The sequence below is a fragment of the Pseudomonas sp. JBR1 genome (assembly GCF_028198185.1).
GTDB lineage: Bacteria > Pseudomonadota > Gammaproteobacteria > Pseudomonadales > Pseudomonadaceae > Chryseomonas > Chryseomonas oryzihabitans_E.
Window position 1 is genome coordinate 429,384 of sequence record NZ_CP116340.1, and the last position, 21,561, is coordinate 450,944.

At 65.0% G+C, this 21,561-nt stretch carries 19 protein-coding genes and 1 pseudogene; 8 read left to right on the forward strand and 12 right to left on the reverse strand.

The window, feature by feature from the left end:
* Positions 1 to 27 precede the first annotated feature (27 nt).
* Both rfbD and PJ259_RS02120 read right to left on the reverse strand, forming a co-directional pair.
* Entirely contained in the window at positions 28 to 912 is an 885-nt protein-coding gene (rfbD, locus tag PJ259_RS02115) for a dTDP-4-dehydrorhamnose reductase (protein WP_271654541.1), read from the reverse strand.
* Positions 913 to 1,162: 250 nt separating this feature from the next.
* On the reverse strand, positions 1,163 to 1,987 hold the full coding sequence (locus PJ259_RS02120; protein ID WP_271654542.1) for a sigma-54-dependent transcriptional regulator: 825 nt from the start codon (positions 1,985 to 1,987) through the stop codon (positions 1,163 to 1,165).
* 293 nt (positions 1,988 to 2,280) lie between these two features.
* On the opposite strand from PJ259_RS02120, the gene PJ259_RS02125 reads away from it, so the two are divergent.
* Positions 2,281 to 2,673, forward strand: coding sequence for a hypothetical protein (locus PJ259_RS02125; protein ID WP_271654543.1), 393 nt, complete (start codon positions 2,281 to 2,283; stop codon positions 2,671 to 2,673).
* A gap of 6 nt (positions 2,674 to 2,679) precedes the next feature.
* Here the strand turns inward: PJ259_RS02125 and xth are convergent, their stop codons facing one another.
* Complete coding sequence (xth, locus tag PJ259_RS02130) at positions 2,680 to 3,468, reverse strand: exodeoxyribonuclease III (protein WP_271654544.1); 789 nt, start codon at positions 3,466 to 3,468, stop codon at positions 2,680 to 2,682.
* Between the two features lie 448 nt (positions 3,469 to 3,916).
* On the opposite strand from xth, the gene PJ259_RS02135 reads away from it, so the two are divergent.
* Together PJ259_RS02135 and PJ259_RS02140 are read left to right on the forward strand one after the other, a co-directional pair.
* Positions 3,917 to 6,583, forward strand: coding sequence for a glycoside hydrolase family 5 protein (locus PJ259_RS02135; protein WP_271654545.1), 2,667 nt, complete (start codon positions 3,917 to 3,919; stop codon positions 6,581 to 6,583).
* A 228-nt stretch (positions 6,584 to 6,811) separates the two neighbouring features.
* The gene (locus tag PJ259_RS02140) at positions 6,812 to 7,000 is read left to right on the forward strand and encodes a hypothetical protein (protein ID WP_059314448.1); all 189 of its coding nucleotides are present in this window, start codon (positions 6,812 to 6,814) and stop codon (positions 6,998 to 7,000) included.
* A gap of 23 nt (positions 7,001 to 7,023) precedes the next feature.
* On the opposite strand, the gene PJ259_RS02145 is transcribed toward PJ259_RS02140, so the two are convergent.
* The 4 genes from PJ259_RS02145 to PJ259_RS02160 form a co-directional block, all read right to left on the reverse strand.
* On the reverse strand, positions 7,024 to 7,365 hold the full coding sequence (locus PJ259_RS02145; RefSeq protein WP_271654546.1) for an FKBP-type peptidyl-prolyl cis-trans isomerase: 342 nt from the start codon (positions 7,363 to 7,365) through the stop codon (positions 7,024 to 7,026).
* A gap of 59 nt (positions 7,366 to 7,424) precedes the next feature.
* Entirely contained in the window at positions 7,425 to 8,285 is an 861-nt protein-coding gene (locus PJ259_RS02150; protein ID WP_271654547.1) for a pirin family protein, read from the reverse strand.
* Between the two features lie 76 nt (positions 8,286 to 8,361).
* Positions 8,362 to 9,447: a sigma-54 interaction domain-containing protein gene (locus PJ259_RS02155; RefSeq protein ID WP_271654548.1), complete on the reverse strand. Its 1,086-nt coding sequence runs from the start codon at positions 9,445 to 9,447 to the stop codon at positions 8,362 to 8,364.
* 10 nt (positions 9,448 to 9,457) lie between these two features.
* Positions 9,458 to 10,624, reverse strand: a complete 1,167-nt coding sequence (locus PJ259_RS02160) for an acyl-CoA dehydrogenase family protein (protein WP_271654549.1) — start codon at positions 10,622 to 10,624, stop codon at positions 9,458 to 9,460.
* Between the two features lie 299 nt (positions 10,625 to 10,923).
* Between PJ259_RS02160 and PJ259_RS22800 the strand changes: the two are divergent.
* Positions 10,924 to 11,610 (forward strand): annotated as a pseudogene (locus tag PJ259_RS22800) (PAS domain-containing protein); the annotation flags it as partial.
* Positions 11,611 to 11,739: 129 nt separating this feature from the next.
* Complete coding sequence (locus PJ259_RS22805; protein ID WP_423815135.1) at positions 11,740 to 12,150, forward strand: methyl-accepting chemotaxis protein; 411 nt, start codon at positions 11,740 to 11,742, stop codon at positions 12,148 to 12,150.
* 58 nt (positions 12,151 to 12,208) lie between these two features.
* Here PJ259_RS22805 and PJ259_RS02170 read toward each other — a convergent pair whose 3' ends face one another.
* A complete protein-coding gene (locus PJ259_RS02170; protein WP_271654551.1) occupies positions 12,209 to 13,453 on the reverse strand; it encodes an acyl-CoA dehydrogenase family protein in 1,245 nt (414 codons plus the stop codon).
* Positions 13,454 to 13,639: 186 nt separating this feature from the next.
* On the opposite strand from PJ259_RS02170, the gene PJ259_RS02175 reads away from it, so the two are divergent.
* The 3 genes from PJ259_RS02175 to PJ259_RS02185 all read left to right on the forward strand — a co-directional run bounded on the left by PJ259_RS02175 (position 13,640) and on the right by PJ259_RS02185 (position 16,444).
* Positions 13,640 to 14,632: a ribonuclease Z gene (locus tag PJ259_RS02175; RefSeq protein WP_271654552.1), complete on the forward strand. Its 993-nt coding sequence runs from the start codon at positions 13,640 to 13,642 to the stop codon at positions 14,630 to 14,632.
* Positions 14,633 to 14,746: 114 nt separating this feature from the next.
* Complete coding sequence (locus tag PJ259_RS02180; RefSeq protein WP_059314456.1) at positions 14,747 to 15,868, forward strand: YncE family protein; 1,122 nt, start codon at positions 14,747 to 14,749, stop codon at positions 15,866 to 15,868.
* A 105-nt stretch (positions 15,869 to 15,973) separates the two neighbouring features.
* Positions 15,974 to 16,444: an MEKHLA domain-containing protein gene (locus PJ259_RS02185; RefSeq protein WP_271654553.1), complete on the forward strand. Its 471-nt coding sequence runs from the start codon at positions 15,974 to 15,976 to the stop codon at positions 16,442 to 16,444.
* A gap of 363 nt (positions 16,445 to 16,807) precedes the next feature.
* Here PJ259_RS02185 and PJ259_RS02190 read toward each other — a convergent pair whose 3' ends face one another.
* From PJ259_RS02190 to PJ259_RS02205, 4 genes are all read right to left on the reverse strand, one after another.
* Complete coding sequence (locus PJ259_RS02190) at positions 16,808 to 17,476, reverse strand: LutC/YkgG family protein (protein ID WP_271654554.1); 669 nt, start codon at positions 17,474 to 17,476, stop codon at positions 16,808 to 16,810.
* Positions 17,473 to 18,927: a LutB/LldF family L-lactate oxidation iron-sulfur protein gene (locus PJ259_RS02195; RefSeq protein WP_271654555.1), complete on the reverse strand. Its 1,455-nt coding sequence runs from the start codon at positions 18,925 to 18,927 to the stop codon at positions 17,473 to 17,475. Before PJ259_RS02195 ends, PJ259_RS02190 begins: the two co-directional genes overlap by 4 nt.
* The gene (locus tag PJ259_RS02200; protein WP_271654556.1) at positions 18,924 to 19,748 is read right to left on the reverse strand and encodes a (Fe-S)-binding protein; all 825 of its coding nucleotides are present in this window, start codon (positions 19,746 to 19,748) and stop codon (positions 18,924 to 18,926) included. Before PJ259_RS02200 ends, PJ259_RS02195 begins: the two co-directional genes overlap by 4 nt.
* Before the next feature lie 72 nt (positions 19,749 to 19,820).
* Positions 19,821 to 21,518, reverse strand: a complete 1,698-nt coding sequence (locus PJ259_RS02205) for a lactate permease LctP family transporter (RefSeq protein ID WP_271654557.1) — start codon at positions 21,516 to 21,518, stop codon at positions 19,821 to 19,823.
* Positions 21,519 to 21,561 lie beyond the last annotated feature (43 nt).

The window sequence follows — 21,561 nt, forward strand, 5'->3', positions numbered from 1 at the left end:
TAGTCGTCCGCCGGGATCCTGGCCGGCTCAGCGCGTGGCTTCGTCGCGCTCGAACAGGTTCCAGCAGCGATCGAAGTCCGCCTGCCAATCCGGCAGGGCAGTGGGTAATACCGCCGCGACCTTGCTGCAGTCCAGCCGCGAATAGAGCGGCCGGGTTGCCGGGGTAGGGTAGTGCTCGGTGGTGGTGGGATAGAGGCGGGCACGCAATTCGCCACGCTGCGCCAGGCGCTCGGCGATGGTCGCGGCAAAACCGTACCAGGAGGTTTGGCCCGCATTGGTAAGGTGATAGAGGCCGCCCACATCGCCTCGTTCGAGCAGGCGCTCGACCAGCTGGCGCGTGGCTGTGGCTATCGTTGGCGCCCAGGTCGGGGCACCCTGTTGGTCCTCCACCACATGCAGCTCATCTCGCTCCGCCAGCAGGCGGCGCATGGTGTTGAAAAAACACTGACCATCATGGGAATAGACCCAGGAGGTGCGCAGGACCAGGGCGCGACCACCCGCCGCCAGCACAGCCTGCTCGCCTGCCAGCTTAGAGCGCCCATAGACGCTCAGGGGGGCAGGGGCGCAATCTTCCGTATAGGGACGCCGACGCGTACCGTCGAAGACATAGTCGGACGAGTAGTGAACAAAGGGGATGCCTCTGTCCTTCGCCAGTTCCGCCAGAATCTGCGGGGCTCTCACATTGATCGCCTCGGCGCGCTCGGCTTCCTCTTCGGCTTGATCCACGGCGGTGTAGGCCGCGGCATTGAGGATGAGATCGGGGGCCAAGCCGTCGAAGGCTTTACGTAGGGTGTCGGTCTGAGCGAGGTCCAGATCCGCTTGACCCAGGACGGTCAACTGATGGGTGCTACCGAACTCACGCTGGAGGGCGCGCGAAACTTGGCCGGAACGGCCAGTGATTACAATATTCATGAAACCATGCCTGGATGCCTTCGGCTGAAGGCATACGTCCTATAGATCGATTCCTGAAAAGCCTCAGGCTTTTCCCGCACGAAACAAAACCTGCCGCCTTTGGCGACAAATCTGGTTTTCCGGTCATCTTTCCGGGGAAAGATGGCAGCCGCTGGCTATGGCGGAGTGGGCATCGACTGGAGGGACGTAGCGGTCATGGTAAGACTCGATGAGGAAGTACGCGGCTAGGACTGCCGTCTGTCGGCGGAGTTCAGTGCGAACCCAGGGACGATGGCAGCAGCTTGCCAAGCTGGAGACCCGACGTCGAGGCGGTCAGCAGGGCGGTATGGAGAACCTGTTCAAGTTCGCGGATGTTTCCCGGCCAGGCGTAGGCCAGCAGCGCCGCTTCGTCCTGCACCGTCAGCACCGGGGGTTCGCGACCCAGGCGCTCGGCATGCTGCTTCAGAAAATGCCGAGCGAGGGGTAGCAGATCCGCCGGCCGCTCCCGCAGGGCGGGCACCGGAACCAGGCCGGGTGCGAGCAGCTGCCAGAGGTGCGGATTGAAGTGGCCGGCCACGACCGCCTCGGCCAGCTCCACGCTGGAGCCGACGATCAGGCGCACCGCTATCGGAGTCCGTTGAGTGCTGCCCACGCGCAGGATGCTGCCTTCCTGCAGAACCTCGACCAGCGCCTCCTGCAACTCAGCTGGCAGATCGGCAATTTCATCGAGATAAAGACTGCCGTCGTTTGCGGTGCCGAACCAGCCCACGCGGCTGCCGGAGGTACCGGCATAGGCCCGGGGGACATAGCCGAACAATTCGGCAGCGCCATGGCGCCTGCTGAGCGAGGCGCAATTCAGGCTGCTGAAGAGGCCGGTTCGCCCACTGCGTTCGTGCAGACGGCGCGCCAGTAACTCGCGACCGGTGCCCCATTCGCCGGACAACAACACGGGGCCTGGCAAAGGGGCGAGCTGGTCCAGCCGTTCGAGCAGTTGCCGGGAGCGCGGATCGGCGAAGGCCAGGGCCTTGGCGCGGATGGTGAGAGCGTTGTGCTGATCGGTCGGGACGATCAGGAGTTCGGGTGAGGCAATAGGCATGGCGACATCGGTAAGCAATCAAATCGCTATGCTATCGACTGAGATTTATAGCTAAAAATACGTTTTAGCTATTCGCTTAGGTTTTTTGGTTATCTAGCGAAAAGGCCAGGGCAGCCTTTTGATGTTCAGGAATCAGAGTTTCCAAGTCGATGTCAGGTAAGCCGATAGGCGGGGTTCCTGGATATCGGCGCGATCTATCGGGGCGTCACGAGTTGCATGTCCGATGCCGACATCGCTAGGGTAGGCCGGCGGGACTGGTTCTACCGCCCTTGAAGAAGAGGAACTGCCGATCGATGCCTTCCCTGCGTGCGCCTTGTCCGCCTGGTGTCTGTACCTGTGATCGCGAAGCCGTGCTGGCTGATCCTCAAGGTGACGCCCGGACCCTGCTGCTCAATCGCCAGGAGGAGCAGCGGCTGTTGGGCCGCCTGGAGAATATCGCCAGCGTGGTCGAGCTGCAGCGTTTGCAGCAGCGCTTGCAGGAGCAGTTGGGCATCCGCCTGGAGATCCGGCCGGGATCGGGAGAGGTGCGCAGTGCCAGGGGCATGCTGATCGAGCTGCAGCCACGACCGGGGCTGTGTCGCAAACTCCACCAGTCGATACCCGCGGCCATCCGTCGTGGCCTGGCGCAGCACCCTGAAATCCTTTACGGGCTACTCAATGCCAACGACCTGTTGCGCGACGCCTGAGTTTCCTCAGGCAGGCCCCTTGAAGCGAATCCAGGTCGGGGCGTGGTCACTGGTCTTTTCCAGGTCGCGCACCCAGCGGTGGACGCCCGCTTCCTGAAGTTCAGAACGCAGCCCGGGGCTCAGCAGCAGGTGGTCGATGCGCAGGCCGGCGTTGCGTTGCCAGCGTTGGCGGAAATAGTCCCAGTAGGTGTAGATGGCTTCATCGGGGTGGCAGGCGCGTAGCGCGTCCAGCCAGCCCTGGGCGAGCAGACGCTCGAAGCAGGCACGGCTTTCGGGTTGCAACAGGGCGTCCTTGCGCCAGGACTTGGGATCGTAGATGTCCCGATCGGTCGGGACCACGTTGTAGTCACCCGCCAACACCACCGGATGCCCGCTTTCGATCAGGCCCTGGGCATGATCGATGAAGCGGTCGAACCAGGCCAGCTTGTAATCGAACTTGGGGCCGGGCCAGGGATTGCCGTTGGGCAGATAGAGGCTGGCGACGATTACGCCTTTCACCGCCGCTTCCAGGTAACGACGTTGGGAATCGTCCTCCATCCCGGGCAGGCCCCGCCGAATCTCCAGGGGCTGATCGTCACGCGCCAGGATGGCCACGCCATTCCAGGAGGGCTGCCCATCCCAGAGGGCGCCGTAGCCGGCGGCCTCCAGCTCAGCCTCGGGGAAGTCTACGGCTTTCGCCTTCAGCTCCTGCAGGCAGACGATGTCCGGCTGCTCCCGCTCCAGCCACTGCAACAGAATGGGAAGCCGGGCCCGAATGCCATTGACGTTGTAGGTCGCGAGGGTGAGGGCGGTCATGGGACGTTCCTTGAAAGGTTATAGCCATGACCAAGGCCTGGTGTCGGCAGTTCCTCTTGCGCCTCTTTGTGATCAAGTTCGCATTATTTTGTGACTTACTTTTTTTGGCACCTTCGGGAACTTTTTGGCCATTGCTCGATTGCTATGAAGGGAAATTTGACATCGCGTAGCTGATTTGTAGTCAGTGAACGAACTCTGAGCGGCGAAGTTCTCCGGGAAAATGATCTGTTAATTAGAAAAATCTATAAAAATCAGTTACCTAAATTATATCTATATGATGGCTAAGTAATGGCCATAGTTGCAGGGTAGTGGAGTTGGCATGCTGCTTGTATAGAGCTAGCTGCCTGGAGGCATTGTCGTGCGGAAACCCCATCCGCACGACTCTTCTCTCACTTCATATCGGCCCGTGTTCAGGGAGCGCGTTCACCCGTCGATTTAGCAGTTGGTGATGATGAATCCATCCTTCCTGAAGTTTTCCTGCAGGACCGCCAAGGTGCTGCCTTTCGTCGCTGCGCTTGCCCTGGCTACCGGTGCCAAGGCCGAGCAGGTCAGCCTGGTCGGTTTGAATCTGTCCGGTGCCGGTTTCGCCGGTCAGGTGCTGCCGGGTGTGAACGGTACGAACTACATCTTTCCCGTGGAGGCCTACTTCAAGCAGTGGAGCGCCAAGGGGATCAAGCTGATTCGTTTCCCGATCATCTGGGAGCGACTGCAGCCGGTGCTGGGCGGTCCGCTGGATCCGACCTATGCCGCGCTGGTGGACCAGACCTTTGCCAATGCGCAGAAGTACGGCATGCGGATCATCCTCGATCTGCACAACTACACCTTCTATCGCGGTTCGGTGATCGGCAGCACGGCAGTGCCCTATGACCGCTACCAGGAGATCATGACCCGTATCGCCCAGCGCTGGAGCAATCAGCCTGCGCTCTATGCCTACGACATCATGAACGAGCCGCACGACTCCATGGCCCAGTGGCCGATCGCTGCCCAATACGGTATCAACGGCGTTCGCGCGGTCGACAAGACCAAACCCATCATGATCGAGGGCAACGGCTGGTCGGAGGCGACCCGCTGGCCGCTGTGGAACGACTCCCTGCTGGCGCTCAAGGATTCGTCCGACAACCTGATCTTCCAGGCGCATTCCTATTTCGACGAAAGCGCCGGCGGCAACTACACCGGAATCGATGTTGGCAAGCTGAGCCAGGACTACGGCGTGGAACGCGTGCGGCCCTTCGTCGAGTGGCTGAAGAAGAACAAAAAGAAGGGCATGATCGGGGAGTTCGGCGTGCCGGATAATGATCCGCGCTGGCTGCCGCTGATGGACCGGATGCTGGCCTATCTCAAGCAGAACTGCATTCCTTCGACCTACTGGGCGGCCGGTCCGGGTTGGGGCAACTACTTCCTGTCGGTAGAGCCGATCAATGGCGCCGACCGGCCGCAGTGGCCGACCCTGCGCAAATACCTCGATGACAGCAGCTGCTCCGCCATCGGCCCCATCGCCAGCGGCGCAGGCAGTACGCCGGTGAGCGGCTCAGGCACCACGGGTAGCTCGAGCGGTGGCACCGGTGGCGCTCCTACCGGCTCCACCAATGGCGGGACTACGGGGACGGGCACTTCCGCAGGCAATGGTAGTACCGGCAATACCGGTGGCTCGATCACTACCGGGGTCACCACCTCGATCAACGACTTCACCAACGAAGATTGGCTGCATGGCGTGTATCGCAAGTCGGCGGGTTTCTCCATTCCCGCGTCGGCCGCGAACGTGGGGGCCTTCAAGGTAGGCGCCCAGATAACGCCAGCCGATGGCAAGAGCTACAAGGTGACCTATGTCCAGGTCGTCGGCAGCAACATGAGCGTCTTCATCGAGAGCCCGCAGCTCGATGGCAACGCCTATGGCTATCCCAAGACGCTGCGCACCGGGACCACCACCTCCGGCACGCCGGCCACGGTACCGGGCACCACCACGGGCTCGACTGGCAGCACGGGCACCTCCAGCGCGGGCAGCAGCTCAGGCAATCCCGCGTCGGTCGTGACGGTGCCGACGGTCGAGACCAAGCCCGTGACCGGAACCGGCAGTACCGGGGCGACCGGTTCCAGTCCGGCGCCGACGGGGGCCTCGTCGACGCCGGTGGCGTCGGCTGGCACGCCAGTGAATACCGCCAAGCTCAATCTGGTCGGGCTGAATTTCTCCGGCGCCGCCTTCGCGCCCCAGACGCTGCCGGGAGTGCTCAACGTCAGCTACATCATGCCGGGCGAGGCGCATTTCCAGCAGTGGAGCGCCAAGGGCGTGCGGCTGATTCGCTTCCCGGTGATCTGGGAGCGGCTGCAGACGCGCTTCTTCGGCAGTCTGGAAGGGGCCTACACCCAGCAGGTCACCCAGGTGCTGGAGCTGGCCAAGAAATACAACATGAAGGTGATCCTGGCGCTGGATAACGGGGGGCGCTACAAGGGCACCCTGATTGGCACCGGCAGCGTTACCAACTTCAACTACTGGGATCTGATGTACCGCCTGGCCTACCAGTGGGGCAACCATGCGGCGCTCTATGGCTACGACATCATGGGCAAGCCCAACGGCGCCGACAGCAGTTGGCCGGTCACCGCGCAATCCGGTATCGACGGTGTGCGTACCATGGACCGTACCCATCCGGTGATCGTGCAGGGCAATGCCTGGGGCAGCGCGGCCAACTGGCCGGCGGTCAGCAACGCCTTGTTGGGTCTCAAGGATCCGGCGAACAACCTGATCTATGCGGCCAACGTCTACCTGGACCAGGACGGCAGTGGTAGCTATGCGGCGCAGAACATGAACGGCTTCGATCCGCAGGTAGGGGTCAATCGCGTCAAGCCCTTCGTCGAATGGCTCAAGCGCAACGGCAAGCGGGGCATGATCGCCGAATTTGGCGTCCCCTCCGGCGACAGCCGCTGGTTGACCGCGACCGACAACCTGCTCGCCTACCTGCAGCAGAACTGCATGCCGCTGACCTACTGGGCCGCCGGGCCGGGCTGGGGCACGTCCACACTGGCGGTCGAGCCGGTGAACGGGGTGGAGCGACCGCAGTGGCCGACGCTGAAGAAGTACGTCGACGCCAGCAACAGCTGTACGGCGGTAGGGCCCCGCTGAGGCGGATTCCGCTCAGCGCGAAGGCGATGAAATCCTCTGGGGTTCATCGCCTTTTTTCTTGGCTGACCGATAGGCGAAAAGACAAGGGTTCCGCACGCTGGAAGCGTTCCCGCGTGGGAGAAAATGGCTCTGGCACAGTGCTTGGGGGGACGACGAACGGCTCTAGCTCGACTTGTCGCGGCGCGGTTAGAGTCGAAATCGACACCACAAGCACAAGGAGTAGGTGCCATGACTCAAACTACCCAGGAGCGGTTGCAGAATCTCGAAGAGCAGATCCGCAGCCATCGACAGGACCTCGCACGAAGCCGGCAGAGCTTCCAGGAGCAATTCGTCATCTACACCCACAAATTCGCGCGCCTGAGTGTGCTCGAAGCCCAACTCGAACTGGTGCGCAATAACACCAAGGCGCCGAACTGAAGGCGCTACCGGTCGGCCAGTCCTCACTCGTCCCGCGTCAGGACTTCCAGTAATTCGATTTCGAACCTCAGGTTGGCGTGGGGCTTGATCAGAGCGCCAACCTGGCGTTCGCCATAGGCGAGGGCCGCGGGCACTTCCAGGCGCCGCTTGCCCCCCACCCGCATGCCCATCAGGCCTAGGTCCCAGCCCTTGATCACGCGCCCCGTGCCGATGACGCACTGGAAGGGCCGACCCTTGGCGCGGGACGAATCGAACAGGGTGCCATCGTCCAACCAGCCCTCGTAATGGGTAGTGATCAGGGCACCCTTGACCACGGCCTTGCCGTCGCCTACCACCACGTCCTCGATTCGTACCTCGTCGCTCATCGTCACGCTCCTGCTGAAAAGGCGCAGTCTAGCCTGTTGCTCAGGTTGGGCGACCCGCCTTAGTCCGGCACATCGCCGAACAGCCCTGCCTGGTAGTCGCGGATCGCCTGGCGGATCTCATCGGCGGTGTTCATGACGAAAGGCCCATGGGCGACGATGGGTTCGGCGAAGGGGGCGGCATGGCCATAGAGCAGGACGGCGCCTTCGCGGCTGGCGATGTCGATATGGTCGCCGTCGTCGGCGAATTCGAACAGGTGCCAGGGCGCTTCATCGCGTCCGGCGATCTGCAGGGTGCCACGAACGCCATAGCAGAACACCGTCGCGCCCGCGGGGGCGGGCAGGGATACCTGGCCGCCAGGTGCGATCTCGACCGTCATCAGGGTGATGGACGTCAGGGTCGGTACCGCGCCCTGAACACCCTGGTGGCTGCCGGACGCCAGCTGGATGCGCACCCGACCCTCATCGGCTTCGATCAGCGGCATGTCCGCGGCGGAGATGCCGTGGTAGGCGGGCGGCGTGAACTTCAGGCGGGCGGGGAGGTTGACCCACAATTGCAGGATCTCCAGGTCGCCGCCGTCACGCTTGAAGGCGGCGGGTGACAGCTCCGCATGGACCAGGCCGCTGCCCGCGGTCATCCACTGGATGCCTCCGGCCTCGATGACGCTCTCATGGCCGCCGCTGTCGCGGTGGGCGAGGGCGCCGGCGAGGATGAAGGTCACCGTCTCGAACCCGCGATGGGGGTGGGGACCGAAGGGCAGGCCGGCGTTGTGCGGCGGATAGACCTGGGGGCCGTGGTGGTTGAGGAAGAGGAAGGGGTCCAGGTGGGCCAGTCCGGGGCCTGGTAACGGCCGCCGGGTCTGGAGCTCGCCGATGTCATCGCGCCGGGCGGGATGGCGGTGGAGCAGGGTACGGGCGGTCATGGGGGCCTCGCAGGAGCAAAAGGTCAGTGTAAAGGGCCCCTCGCCGACCGGGTACCCCGCACCGGCCGGCCGCCGCTCAGATGGAGAAGCGGACCTCCCGTTCCGGACGAGACGCTGCCGGCCGCCGGTGGTTGACCACCAGCTCGCCGATGCGGATCAGATGGGCGCGGGTGACGTTGCGACTCAAGCCCAGCAGGCGCGCGGTATGCACCTGGTTGCGATGGCAGAAGCGATAAGCGGCCCGCACCAGGGCGTCTTCGACGCGCTCGTGCAAGGCTTCCGGCTGTTCCTCGAAGAGCTGGGCGAAGGCCTCGGTCAGCAGGGTATCGACCGGCGCCGGCTCGCGTGGCCGGGACGCCGGTATAGCGAGGCTGGGACGCTGGACGAAGACCAGGTCCGCGGCATCGATCAGGCCTTGCGGTTTGAGCAGCAGCGCATGCTGCAGGGTATTTTCCAGCTCGCGGATGTTACCGGGCCAGGGGTGCTCCAGCAGGCGTCGCTCCGCCGCGGGCGTGAGGGAAACCGAGGCCTGGGCGTAGGCGTGCAGGAAATGCCGGGCCAGCGGCAGGATATCGCCCTGCCGCTGGCGTAGCGGCAGCAACGGCAGGCTGACCACATTGAGGCGATACCAGAGGTCTTCACGAAAGGTCCCTTCGGTCACTGCCCGCTCCAGCGGGACGTTGGTCGCGGCGATGATGCGCACGTCCAGGGCGACGCTGCGGCGGGAGCCCAGGCGGACCACCTCGCGCTCCTGCAGGACCCGGAGCAGCTTTACCTGTACCGACAGGGGCAGATCGCCGATCTCGTCGAGAAACAGGGTGCCACCGTTGGCCTCCTCGAACCAGCCGGCGCGTGCGGTCAGGGCGCCGGTGAAGGCGCCCTTTTCATGGCCGAACAGTTCCGCCTCGACCAGGCTTTCGGCGAAGGCGCCGCAGTTCACCGCGACGAAGGGGCCGGCATGGCGATGGCTGAGGGCATGGATATGGCGCGCGATCAGCTCCTTGCCGGTGCCGGTCTCGCCGATCACCAGCACGCTGGCGTCGCTGGGGGCGATCTTTTCCAGGTGGGCGAGCAACTCTCGGGAACGGGGATCGGCGAAGACCTGGGCCGTCGCCCGGTAGCGGGGGACCTCGGGCGTGCGCGTCAGGGTCAGCAGCGTCATCGCGGGCTCCTCAGGAATAGAAGCTGGGGCTGGGCAAGGCATCATTGAGGGCCCAGTCGCCCAGTTCGTGAAGTTTGTAATCGACCGGGTCGTGCAGGGTCTGGGTGCGCAGGTTGCGCCAGTAACGGTCCAGCCGCAGGGCGCCCGCGGTGGCCCGGGCGCCGCCGACCTCGAACAGCCGGCTGGCGAGATCGAGGCCGTGGCGACTGGCCGCCACCTTGGCCGTGGCGATGGCGATGGCCAGTTCACCTCGAGCCTCTGCGGTGAGGGCCGTCCCCTGGTGCCAGGCCTGAGCGAAGGCGCCATTGGCTCGCTCCACCAGCAGGCGGCTGCTTTCCAGGGCGACCCAGAACTCTCCGTAGTGGCGCAGGATGTAGGGGTCTTCGCTGGCACTGGCAGCCGGGGACTTGAACCAGGGACGTGCCTGGGTGGCGGTGTAGCGGCGCGCCTCGGTGAAGGCGCCTTCGGCCAGGCCGAGAAAGATGTTGGCGAAGATCAGCTGGGCCAGCAGCGGGCGCAGACAGGCGAAAGGGGTGCTCAGGGGGCCGGGGTCGAGCAGCCATTCCTGTTGTTCGACGCGAACGCCGTCGAAGCGCGCGCTGCCGCTGTCGGTCTGCCGCTGACCGTTGTTGTCCCAGTCGTCGAACAGCTGGATACCCGCGCGTCCGCTGGGCACCACGGCGATCAGCAGACGGCCGCTGTCATTGTTTTCCAACGCCGACAGCAGCAGCAGATCGGAGTCCAGGGCGCCACTGCAAAAGCTCTTCTGGCCATCCACCTGCCAGGCGTCGCCGCTCCGGCGGGCCAGGGTGCGGCGATCCAGCGGATTGAGGGCGTTACCCCAGAACAGGGCGTCGCGCGCGGTGCGCTCCAGCCAGGGTCGCCACTGCTCAGGCTGGCCGAACAGCTGGGCGGTGGCCAGCAGCAGATGATGGAAGCCAAAGACATGGGCCAGGGAGCTGTCGACCCGGGCGAGCAGGCGTACCGCTTCCAGCGTCTTGTCCCAGGAGGCACCCAGGCCACCGAGGTCCGTTGGAATGCTCAAGGCGAGCAGGCCACTGCGACGCAGGGCGTCCCGCTCGGCCTTGGGGGTTCCGCCCTGACGATCACGCTCCGCCGCCGTGGCGGCGAAGTCGGTCAACAATGGGGTAAGGGGTTCCAGCAGCGAGTAGGACATGGTGGGCCTTGGCATAGAAATGGTCGGCACGAGTTAGAACGTAAAGCCGGGATAGCCCTGAGCTGAAATATTTTTTTGTTATTAGGTAATGGTCTGGTCCCATCCATCTTCCATTTTGACCGTCCGGTCTCAAGTGCGGTTATCGGACTCAAGACCTGGCCAGTTCCTGTCGATATAGCGGTAACTCAATCTCCCGGGTGGGGCGTGTCATGTTCAACAAAGGACTAAAACAAGAACTGCAGCGTCTCCGCGAGCAGGTGGATTCCTTCAAGCGGCTCAAGGCCGAACTCGATGTGGAGATGATAGGCCTGGAGCTGGACGGCAGGGGTTGCATCACCTCCGTGAACGCCAACTTCGAAAAGGAAATGGGCCTGCGTGCGGCGGAGCTCCTGGGACGCTCCCTGGTGGATCTCATCCCGGCGCACGTCAAAAACCAGGAGTACAGCCGTCGGCTGCAGCAGTGCCTGAGTCGCGGTGAGCCCTACAGCGGCGCCCTGCACCTGCTGCGCGGCGACGGACGCGAAGCCTGGCTGCGCGGCATCCTGCATCCCTTCCATGACAGCCAGGGTCAGGTCACGCGCTTTCGGCTGTTCTGCAATAACCTGACGCGCACCATCGAGACCTCCCGCGAGCATGAGAGCCTGCTCAAGGCCCTGCGCCGTTCCACGGCGGTCATCGAGTTCAACCTCGACGGCGAGGTGCTCGATGCCAACGACCGTTTCCTGCAGGCCACGGGCTATTCCCTCGCGCAGATCAAGGGCAAGCATCACCGCCTGTTCTGCGAACCGGCCGAAGCCAGTTCCGAGGCGTACCAGCAATTCTGGGCGCGCCTGCGGCGTGGCGAATTCATCGTCGATCGCTTCAAGCGACTGGATGCCCAGGGTCGCGATGTCTGGCTGGAAGCCTCCTACAACCCGGTGATCGATGCCCATGACCGGCTGTACAAGGTGGTCAAGTTCGCCACCGTCATCACCGATCAGGTCCATCAGGAGCAGGCGGTGTCCGAGGCGGCCAGCGTGGCCTTCGAAACCTCCCAGCATACCGACGACACCGCCCGCAAGGGCGCGGTGGTGGCGCAGCAGACGGTGGACGTGATGCGCGCCCTGGCCAGCCAGATGCAGGAGGCGGTCACGGGTATCGAGGCCTTGGACAATCAGTCCCAGGTGATCGGCACCATCATCAAGACCATCAGCGGCATCGCCGAGCAGACCAACCTGCTGGCGCTCAATGCCGCCATCGAGGCCGCACGGGCGGGCGAGCAGGGGCGCGGTTTTGCCGTGGTGGCCGACGAGGTCAGGCAACTGGCCTCGCGGACCAGCAAGGCGACCGAGGAAATCGTCGGCGTGGTGCAGCAGAATCAGCAGCTGGCGAGCCAGGCGGTGACGGTGATCGAAAACGGGCGACGTCAGGCCGAGCAGGGGCTGGAGCTGGCCGGGCAGGCTGGGCAGGTGATCGTGGAGATCCAGGACGGCGCCCAGCGCGTGGTCGGAGCCGTGGGGCGCTTCGCCCGGCAGCTGTCGACCTGATCCCTCGCGCGCCTCATGAAGAAACGGCAACCCCAGGGTTGCCGTTTTGCATCTTGCGTCAGACGTGCTTGCTGCCGCCGCCGATCTGCCAGACGAAGGGCGGTTCGTGACCCTCGATCTCCCAGGCGCCGACGATGCGTTCCTTGTAGATCAGCGGATTGTGGGAGGCAGCCGTGCGGGCATTGCGCCAGTGGCGATCGAGCCCCTTGGTGGTGCTGGTGGCCGAGGCGCCCAGGGCATTGAACAGATCGCTGGTAGCGCGCAGCACCAGGTCGGCCACCGCGGACTGCGCCTGGGCGGACTCCAGCTCCGCCGCCACATTGGCCTCATGCTCCGCGGCGGCATCCTCGGCGTAGCGCGCTGCGAAGGCCGCCTGGGCCGCGGCGGCCGCCTGCAGGGTCGCGGCTTCAGCCGCGTAGACGAAGGCCGAGGCCTTGCCCACCACCTGCTGCACCTGGGGGTCGGCGCTCGCCGCGCTGGCGTTGCCGTGGCTGTAGACCCGGGTACGTGCCTTGACCTCCTGGGCAAAGTCGCGCACGGCGGCCTGCCCGCTGCCGGTGATCACGGCGAGCAGCACCAGCTGGTAGAAGGCGGTCTGGTAGGTGAAGCGGGTGCTGAAATCGATGAGATTGCCCGGCTCCACCAGCACCTCTTCGAACACCGAGGTGCCACTGGCGGTAGTGCGCTGGCCAAAGCCGTCCCAGTCGTCGGACTGGCGCACGCCCGGCTGGTCGGTGCGGATGGCGGCGATGACGTCGCCACCGGTGTCGTCGCGTTGGGCGTAGACGTCGATCCAGTCGGCGAACAGGCTGCCGGTGCTGTAGTACTTGGTGCCGTTGAGGCGCCATTCACCGTTTCTCTGGCTGACCCGGGTGATGACCTCGCCGAGCTTGACCGTGCCGATCTCGGTCCAGGCATTGCCCACCAGATCTCCGGCGACGAAACGCTCGAACCAGACCTGCTGGGAGGCGCTGGCATGGGCGTTGAGGCGATCCTCGACAAAGGCGAAGTGGCCACGCAGGGCCTGGGGCAGATTGCTGTCGGCGGCCGCCAGCTCGATCAGCAGGCGCACCAGCTGCGGCAGGCTGGCGCCGCCGCCACCGAATTCCCGCGGCACCCGCACGGCGCCGAAGCCGGCCTCCTTGAGCCAGGCGATAGGCGCATAGGGCAGGGTGCGAGTGCGCTCTCGCTCCAGGGCGCCTTCGGCGATACGGGCGAAGAGGGGGCGGAAGCGGGCCGCCAGTTGTTCGTAGTCGGGAGCCTCGGCGTGGGGCGACGGCAGGTGGCGAGCGGGCAGATTCATGATGGTCCTCGGCGAGTGGGAGTCGACGCCAGGGCCTTTGCAAGACCTTTGCCAGCGTGCAAAAGCCCATTTCAGAGGGGCTCGCGCCTTATCAGCTGACCTGGTCCCAGCAGCGCTGACCGATCGCTGTTGGCCAGGCGACAGTGGCGTCCGGCGCGCTAGACTGGCCTTTTGCGCGGAGCCTCCATGGATCTTCTCTTTCTCGGTACCTCGGCCGGGGTGCCTACGCGTCGGCGCAATGTCTCGGCCCTTGCCCTGATCGAGGACCAGGGCAAGGGCTGGTTCCTCGTCGACTGCGGCGAGGCCACCCAGCATCAGCTCCTGCGCACCCCGCTGTCGGCCGCGGATCTGCGTGCCATCTGCATCACCCATGTCCACGGCGACCACTGCTATGGCCTGCCGGGACTCCTGGCCAGCGCCGCCATGACCGGACGCAGCCAGCCACTGGTGCTGATCGCACCCCAGGCGGTCCATGACTGGCTCGCTGCCACCCAGGCGCTGACCGCCCTGCACCTGCCTTTCGAGTTGCAGCTCCATGCTCTGGAAGGCTTTGCCGGCGTCTCCCTGGGTGCCTGGGATATCGACGCCGTCGCGCTCTCCCACCGCGTGCCCAGTCACGCCTTTCGCTTCTGCGAGGCCCGTCGACCGCAGCGACTCGATCCGGCGGCTCTGGCGACCGCCCAGGTACCGCGCGGCCCGCTGTGGGGGCGGCTGCATGCGGGGGAGGACGTGCTGCACGAGGGTCGCCTGCTACGCAGCGCCGACTACCTGCAGGCAGCCCATGGGGAACGACGATTGGTGGTGGCGGGGGACAACGACGATCCCGCCTTGCTGACGGAGGCCTGCCAGGGCGCTCAGGTGCTGGTCCATGAAGCCACTTACGCCCAGGCGCAGATCGACAAGAGCGGCCAGAGCTGGGGTCACAGCAGTGCTGCCGGAATCGCCCGGTTCGCCGAGGCGCAGGGGTTGCCGGCGTTGCTGCTTACCCATTTCAGTCCGCGCTATCAGGCCGATTCGGGACGTTCGCCCTCAATCGAGGAGCTGCGCCGGGAGGGTGCCACGCATTATGGCGGTGACTTGCACCTCGCCGAGGATTTCTCCCGCTTTCGTCTGGATCGTCAGGGGCGGCTGAAAGCCCTGGAGCAGAGCAGTACGAGCGGGTCCGCTGGTCACTCCTAGGTTAGAGGTGGATACGTTTCGGTCTTGTCTGACCTGTTCTCCTTGGGCATAGTGCGAACGTTTATCATTTCAGGATCAGCCCGATCCTTCGTATTTCGTTCCTAGGAGAAGCAAATGGCGGTGTCTTTCAACAAGGTTTCGACGCTGGGCGCCATGGCGCTACTGTCCCTGGCAGTGGCTGCCTGCTCCAACCGCCAGGAGGCACCGACGCCACCGCCACCCGCGCCGGCTCCCGTCGCCGCGCAACCGGCCGCGCCCCAGGCGCCTGCCGAACTCAAGCGCATCGAGCTGGGTTATGGCGTCTATGAGCTGGCCTACAGCCCGGCCAAGCAGTCGGTCTATGCCGCGACCGCCCAACTGACCAAGGGCGTCACCGGCGGGGTGATCTATCAGCTCGATCCGACCACCTTGGCCGTCACCGGCCAGATCCACACCGATTTGAAGAACTTCGCCCTGACCACCGATGCCAGTGGCGAGACGCTGTTCGTCACCAACTCCCTGGACGGCGGCCTCAGTCGCATCGATCTGCGCACCGGCAAGGTGGAGAAGCGGCTGAAGTTCAACGAGATGGGCCGCGATGGCCATCCGGTCAATCCGCGCCAGGTCATCCTGCATGACGGCATGCTGTATGTCGGTGGCGTCGGTGATCCGGGTGTGATCTGGGTGGTGGACGCCAAGACCCTGACCCTCAAGGCGCGCATTCCCAACGCCGGCAAGTGGGTGACCGGCCTGCTGTACTCCGAAGACACCGGGCGCCTCTACGCCGCCAACGGCAGCGGTGAAGTACTGGTGATCAATCCGCGCACCCGCAAGATCGAGCACCGCTGGACCCCGGGCGACGGTGGCAAGTACCTGCTGCTGAACCTGGCCGAGGACCGGGCGAACCACCAGCTGTTCGTCACCGACAACTCCGAAGCCAAGACCGTGCTGGTCTTCGACATCCGCACCGGCAAGGTGATCAAGCGCCTGCCCGTGGGCGACGCCCTGGCCATCAAGCTTAATACCACCCGTAACGAGCTGTACATCACCCAGCGCGAAACCGGTCGGCTGCTGATCCTGGACGCCACCACCTACGCCGAGAAGAAGGCCTACGACCTCAAGCCCAATCCCAACAGCCTGCTGGTGAGCCCGGACGGCCAGACCCTGTATGCGACGGTGAAGACGCCCTTCGACAAGGAATACATGAACACCGCGCCGGAGAGCGTGGTGCGCATCGACCTCTCCGCGGTGAAGTAGACCGCGCCTGCGAGCTGCCGTGGCGTCCTGCCACGGTGGCCCTGGGCTTCCCAAGCACGCCGGCTTGCTCTTGAATGGGGCTTCCATTCCTGAGGAGCTACCGGTTTGTCAGCTACCGATCTCAGCCCGCTTCCGTTACTGGAAGCCTCCTACCGCCACTGGCTCGGCCAGCCGCTCCCCCATCCTGCCGACCTGCCCGAGGCTGACGTTTTCGCCTGGCTGCATGAGCGAGCTCCCTATGCGCTGCTGGCCCACGGCAGCGAAAGCGATCCGCTGTTCTGCTACGTCAACGAGCAGGCCCTGCGCTGCTTTGGCTATCCTCGCGACGAATTCATCGGCATGCCCTCGCGCTTCAGCGCTTCGCCCAAGGATAGGGACGAGCGTCAGCGATTGATGGAGGCGGTGGGGCGCCAGGGTTATGCCAGCGGCTACGAAGGCTGGCGGGTAGACAAGGCGGGGGAGGCCTTCCAGATCCATGCCGGCGTGGTGTGGAACCTGGTCGATGCCGAAGGTATACGGTTGGGTCAGGCGGCGCTTTTCTGGCCGGACCCGCAGCGGATCGGGCAGGTGGATTGAGGCAGGTATTGGGCTTCGCTGTCCTCGGATGAGCTGCTCATTCGTGGACAAGGCCGCGCCGTTGTCCACCCTACGTTTAGCCCAACGCCGTAGGGTGGAAAACCGCGCAGCGTTTTCCACGCGAGGGTAACGCCGAGATCGCCCGGCTCATGCAGCTCCTCCGTCTCCTTGAGGGGGAGGGGAAAGGTTGGTCTGTGGGACCCCCTGCACTAGGGTAATTGGGGGTAGTCGTGACAAGGCTGCGCCGTTGTCCACCCTACGTATGCCCTGGCGCGGGAGATGCCAGGCTATCCCGACTCACGAAGGCACCCCCTCTCCCTGGGGGAGAGAGCTGGGGTGAGGGCGTCACCCCGGTCGGACGCTTCACTCGTCCTCGATGATCAGCACCACCAGGTCCTTCGGTCCATGGGCGCCATAGGCCAGCACCTGCTCGATGTCGGCGGTCTTGGACGGACCCGAGATCAGCAGGGCGTTGGTCGGCATGCCGTCCTGCCAGTGGTGCTGTTGCTGCAGCTCGTAGAAGTTGTCGACCACTGTGCTGGCCCTGAGCAGGGCGATGTGTAGCGGTGGGACCAGGCTCATCAGCCGTGGCTCCTGGCGGTCCGGCCAGAGCACCAGGCTGCCGGTGGAGGCCAGGGCGCCGAGGGTACCGGTAAGGCTGGCCGGGGTGTCGTTGAACAGTTCGGCCTTCCATTCCTCCACTGGCCGGTCATAGGCCCTCCAGCGTGGCTGCCCCTCCGCTTGCCAGCGCTCGACCAATCGTGCGCCGTGGGCCGTGTCGGGGGCGATCAGCAACTGCTCCAACCCACGCTCAGCGAGGACGCGTTCGACCAGCGCTGGCCAGTCCGTCGTGGTGGTCAGGTGGGTTTCGGTGTGCACCGTCTCCATCAGGGTGCGTAGGCGGGCGATGCGTTCCTCAGGCGGATAGCGCCAGGGCTCGGTGACCAAGGCTTCGTCGAAGTTGTCGGCCAGCGGTTGGGTGCCCTGGAGGCTGCCGCGCAGCTTGGCGAGGATGTTGTCGCGGGCGCTCATGGGCGTTTCTCCAGGTGTTCGCGGGCCAGTTCGTGGAGCGAACGGGTCGCCGGCTTGGGCGCGCTGTGGTGCTCCGTCCAGGGCCCGAGTTGGCCTGGGGTGAAGCGGCCGAAACGGGTGGCCAGATAGCTGAAGCCGCGATAGAGCAGCGGCGAGGTAAAGAGGTTCTGCCAGGCATGCCAGGTCCACCGCTCGCGGGCGGAAAACTTGCTGCCCTGGCCGCGTAGGAGATGCGGTTCTGCGTCGGGCGCCTTGACGTTCTCTTCCCGCAGTCGCCGCAAGATCGCCGGAATCGGGATCTTGACCGGGCAGACTTCACCGCAGGCGCCGCACAGGGATGAGGCGCTAGGGTGGTCGGGCGCCTGCTCCAGGCCCACCAGGTGCGGGGTGATGATGGCGCCGATGGGGCCCGGATAGACTTCGCCATAGGCGTGGCCACCGATGCGGGTATAGACCGGGCAGTGGTTCATGCAGGCGCCGCAGCGGATGCAGTTGAGGGTCTGGCGCAGTTCGCTGTCGGCGAAGGCCTGGCTGCGGCCGTTGTCGAGCAGCACCAGATGCACCTCGCGCGGTCCGTCCAGTTCTTCGGCCTTGCGTGGCCCGGAGATCATGTTGACGTAGGTGGTGATGGGCTGGCCCAGCGCCGAGCGGGTCAGCAGCGACAGCAGGGGCACCACGTCGCGCAGATTTTCCACCACCTTCTCGATGCCGGTCACGGCGATGTGCACCGGCGGCACCGTGGTCGACATCCGCCCGTTGCCTTCGTTTTCCACCAGCAGCAGGGTGCCGGTCTCGGCCACGGCGAAGTTGACGCCGGAGATGCCGATGTCGGCCTCGAAGAATTTCTGCCGCAGCACGCGTCGGCCGGTCTGGATCAGTTCGTCGACGTCGGTGGTGTAGGGCTCGGCCAGGTGTTCGTGAAAGAGGGTGCCCACCTGCTGCCGGTTGAGGTGGATGGCCGGCATGATGATGTGCGAGGGCTTCTCCCCGGCGAGCTGGATGATGTACTCGCCCATGTCCGACTCCAGGCAATCGATGCCCTGGGCGCCGAGGACGTGGTTCATGTCCATCTCTTCGCTGACCATGGACTTGCCCTTGATCAGCAGCCGCGCCTCATGGCGCTCGGCGATCTGCTGGACGATAGCGTTGGCCTCGGCGGTGGTCTCGGCCCAGTGCACCTGGACGCCATTGCGCCTGAGGTTGGCTTCCAGCCGCTCCAGCAGGTCGGGCAGCTTGGACAGCGCCCGGGCGCGGATGCGATTGCCCAGTTCGCGCAATCGCTCGCGCTCGTCGGCATCGCTCATGCTGGCCAGGCGCTTGGTCATCAGCGAATCCATGGCGGTGCGGAAGTTGCGCCTCAGCTGGTCGTCGCCCAGCGCCTGGCGCGCGCGAGTCTTGAAGGGTGGCGCCTCACTGACGTCGGTCAGGGGGATCTTGAGCATCTCGTTCATGCTTCACCTCCGATGCGGCGCCAGAGAAAGCTCGCCAGGTGTTCGCCGCGCAGGGCGGCGCGCTGTTTTTCCAGGGCGCCGTTGATGTTCATCAGGCAACCGCAATCGGCGGTGAGTACCTGGGCCGCGCCGCTGTCCTGCAGGGCGCGGGTCTTGTCCGCCACCATGGCACCGGAGATGTCCGGCATGCGTACCGAGAAGGTGCCGCCAAAGCCGCAGCATTCGCTTTCATGGTCATGGTCGACGCGCTCGACGGCCTGCAGTTGGCCGAGCAGGGCGCGGCCATGCAGGTGGGTCTGCATCTCGCGGCGGGCGCTACAGGAGGTGTGCAGGGCGACCTTCGTCGGGGTGCCGCGATCCTGGTAGTCGACCTGGCAGACGTTGAGCAGGAATTCCGCCAGTTCATAGGTGCGTTCGGCGAGATCCTGTACCTGGCGCAAGGTCTCGGGCTCATCGGCGAACAGCTCGGCATAGTGATGGCGCAGCATGCCGGCGCAGGAGCCGGAGGGCACCACCACGGGCCAGGGTTCGGCGAACAGCGCCAGCTGGGCACGGGCCACGGCACGCGCTTCCTCGGTGTAGCCCGAGGTGTAGGCCGGCTGGCCGCAGCAGCTTTGCGCCTGGGGGAAATTGACGCGGATGCCCTCGCGCTCCAGCAGGCGGATGCTGTCCATGCCGGCTTCAGGATAGAAGAGATCCACCACGCAGGTGCCGAACAGATAGACCTGGCTTGGCTTGTCGTGCGGATAGGTCCGCGGGGGCGCCAGCGGCGGCGCGGTGCGGGTGGCGTTGGGGGCGGCGTTGTGGAAGAGCTCGTTCATCAGGCGTACTCCGGGTTGGCCCGGTTGGGAGAAGACCGGCGGCGAACTGAGCCGCCGCCGGGAAACGCACGATCAGTGCACCAGCATGCCGGTGAACACATAGGCCTGCGCCAGGGTGATCAGCCCGACCAGCACGGCGAAGCCAATGCTGTGACGCACGGTGAAGCGGAACAGGTCGGACTCCTTGCCCACCATGCCGGTCGCGGCGCAGGCCACGGCGATGGATTGCGGCGAGATCATCTTGCCGGTCACGCCGCCGGAGCTGTTGGCTGCGACCAGCAGGGTGTCGGAGACCCCGATCTGGTGCGCGGTGGTGGCCTGCAGCGAGCCGAACAGTGCATTGGACGAGGTATCCGAACCGGTGAGGAACACCCCCAGCCAGCCCAGCAGCGGCGAGAAGAAGGGAAACAGTGCACCGGTACCGGCCAAGAGCAGGGCCAGGGTGGTGGACATGCCCGAGTAGTTGACGACGAAGGCGAAGGCCAGCACCAGTCCGATGGACAGGATCGGCTTGCGCAGTTCCACCAGGGTCTCCTTGAACACCCCCACGGCGGTCGACGGCTTGATGCGGAAGATGGCCATGGAGATCAGTGCCGAGATCAGGATGGCAGTGCCCGACGCAGACAGCAGGTCGAGCTTGTAGACCGCCGGCATGGGGGTCGGGGTCGCCACGATGGGGGCGGCCTTGAGCACCAGCTTGTCCAGGTAGGGCACCGGCACGCTGATCACCAGCGCATAGAGCGCACCGCCACTGGCGAACAGCGCCTTGAAGGCCTTGGTGGTCCAGATGGTGACGACCACCGTGAGGATCAGGAACGGCGACCAGGCCTTGATCACGGTACCCAGGGAATGCTCCGGCGGCAGGCGACCGCCCTGGCCGAAGCTGGCACCACCGCCCCCCAGCATGGCCGCACCGCCGCCGCCCGTCACGGTCGTGGCACCGGCGGTGGCGTGCTGCGGCTGGCGCAGCTTGAGGTAGGCGGTGAGGGCGATCATGGCGGCCAGGGACGAGGTGATGTCGGGCAGCTCCGGACCGATGAAGTTGGAGGTCAGGTACTGGAACACGGCGAAGGTGCCACCGCAGATCAGGGCCGGCTTCCAGGTTTCCCGCAGGCCGCGCATGCCGTCCATCATGAACATCAGCCACAGCGGTACCAGCAGCGACAGCAGCGGCAGCTGGCGACCGGTCATGGCGCCGATCTTGAAGGCGTCGATGCCAGTCACCTGGCCGGCGACGATGGTCGGGATGCCCAGGGCGCCGAAGGCCACCGGTGCGGTGTTGGCGATCAGGCATAGACCGGCCGCCTTCAGCGGGTTGTGGCCCAGGCCCACCAGCAGCGCGGCGGTAATGGCCACGGGCGCGCCAAAGCCGGCGGCCCCTTCGAGGAAGGCGCCGAAGCAGAAGCCGATCAGCAGCACCTGCAGGCGCTGGTCGTCGGTGATGGACAGGACCGAGCTGCGGATGATGTCGAACTGGCCGCATTTGACCGTCAACTTGTAGAGAAACACCGCCGTCACGATGATCCAGGCGATGGGCCAGAGACCGTACAGAAAGCCGTAGCCGGCCGAGGCCAACGCCTTGTCCACCGGCATGCGATAGACGAACAGAGCAATGAGCAGGGCGATCGCCAGGGTAATGGCGCCCGCTACGTGCCCCTTGAGCCTGAGGCCGGCGAGGGCGATGAAGAAGAACAGGATCGGTAGGGCAGCGACAAAGGCCGAAAGGCCCAGGCTGCCCAGGGGAAGATAGATTTGTTGCCAGGTTTCCATCGGGTGCTCCTTGATTGTTTTTGTACGGAAGCGGCAGGACGGG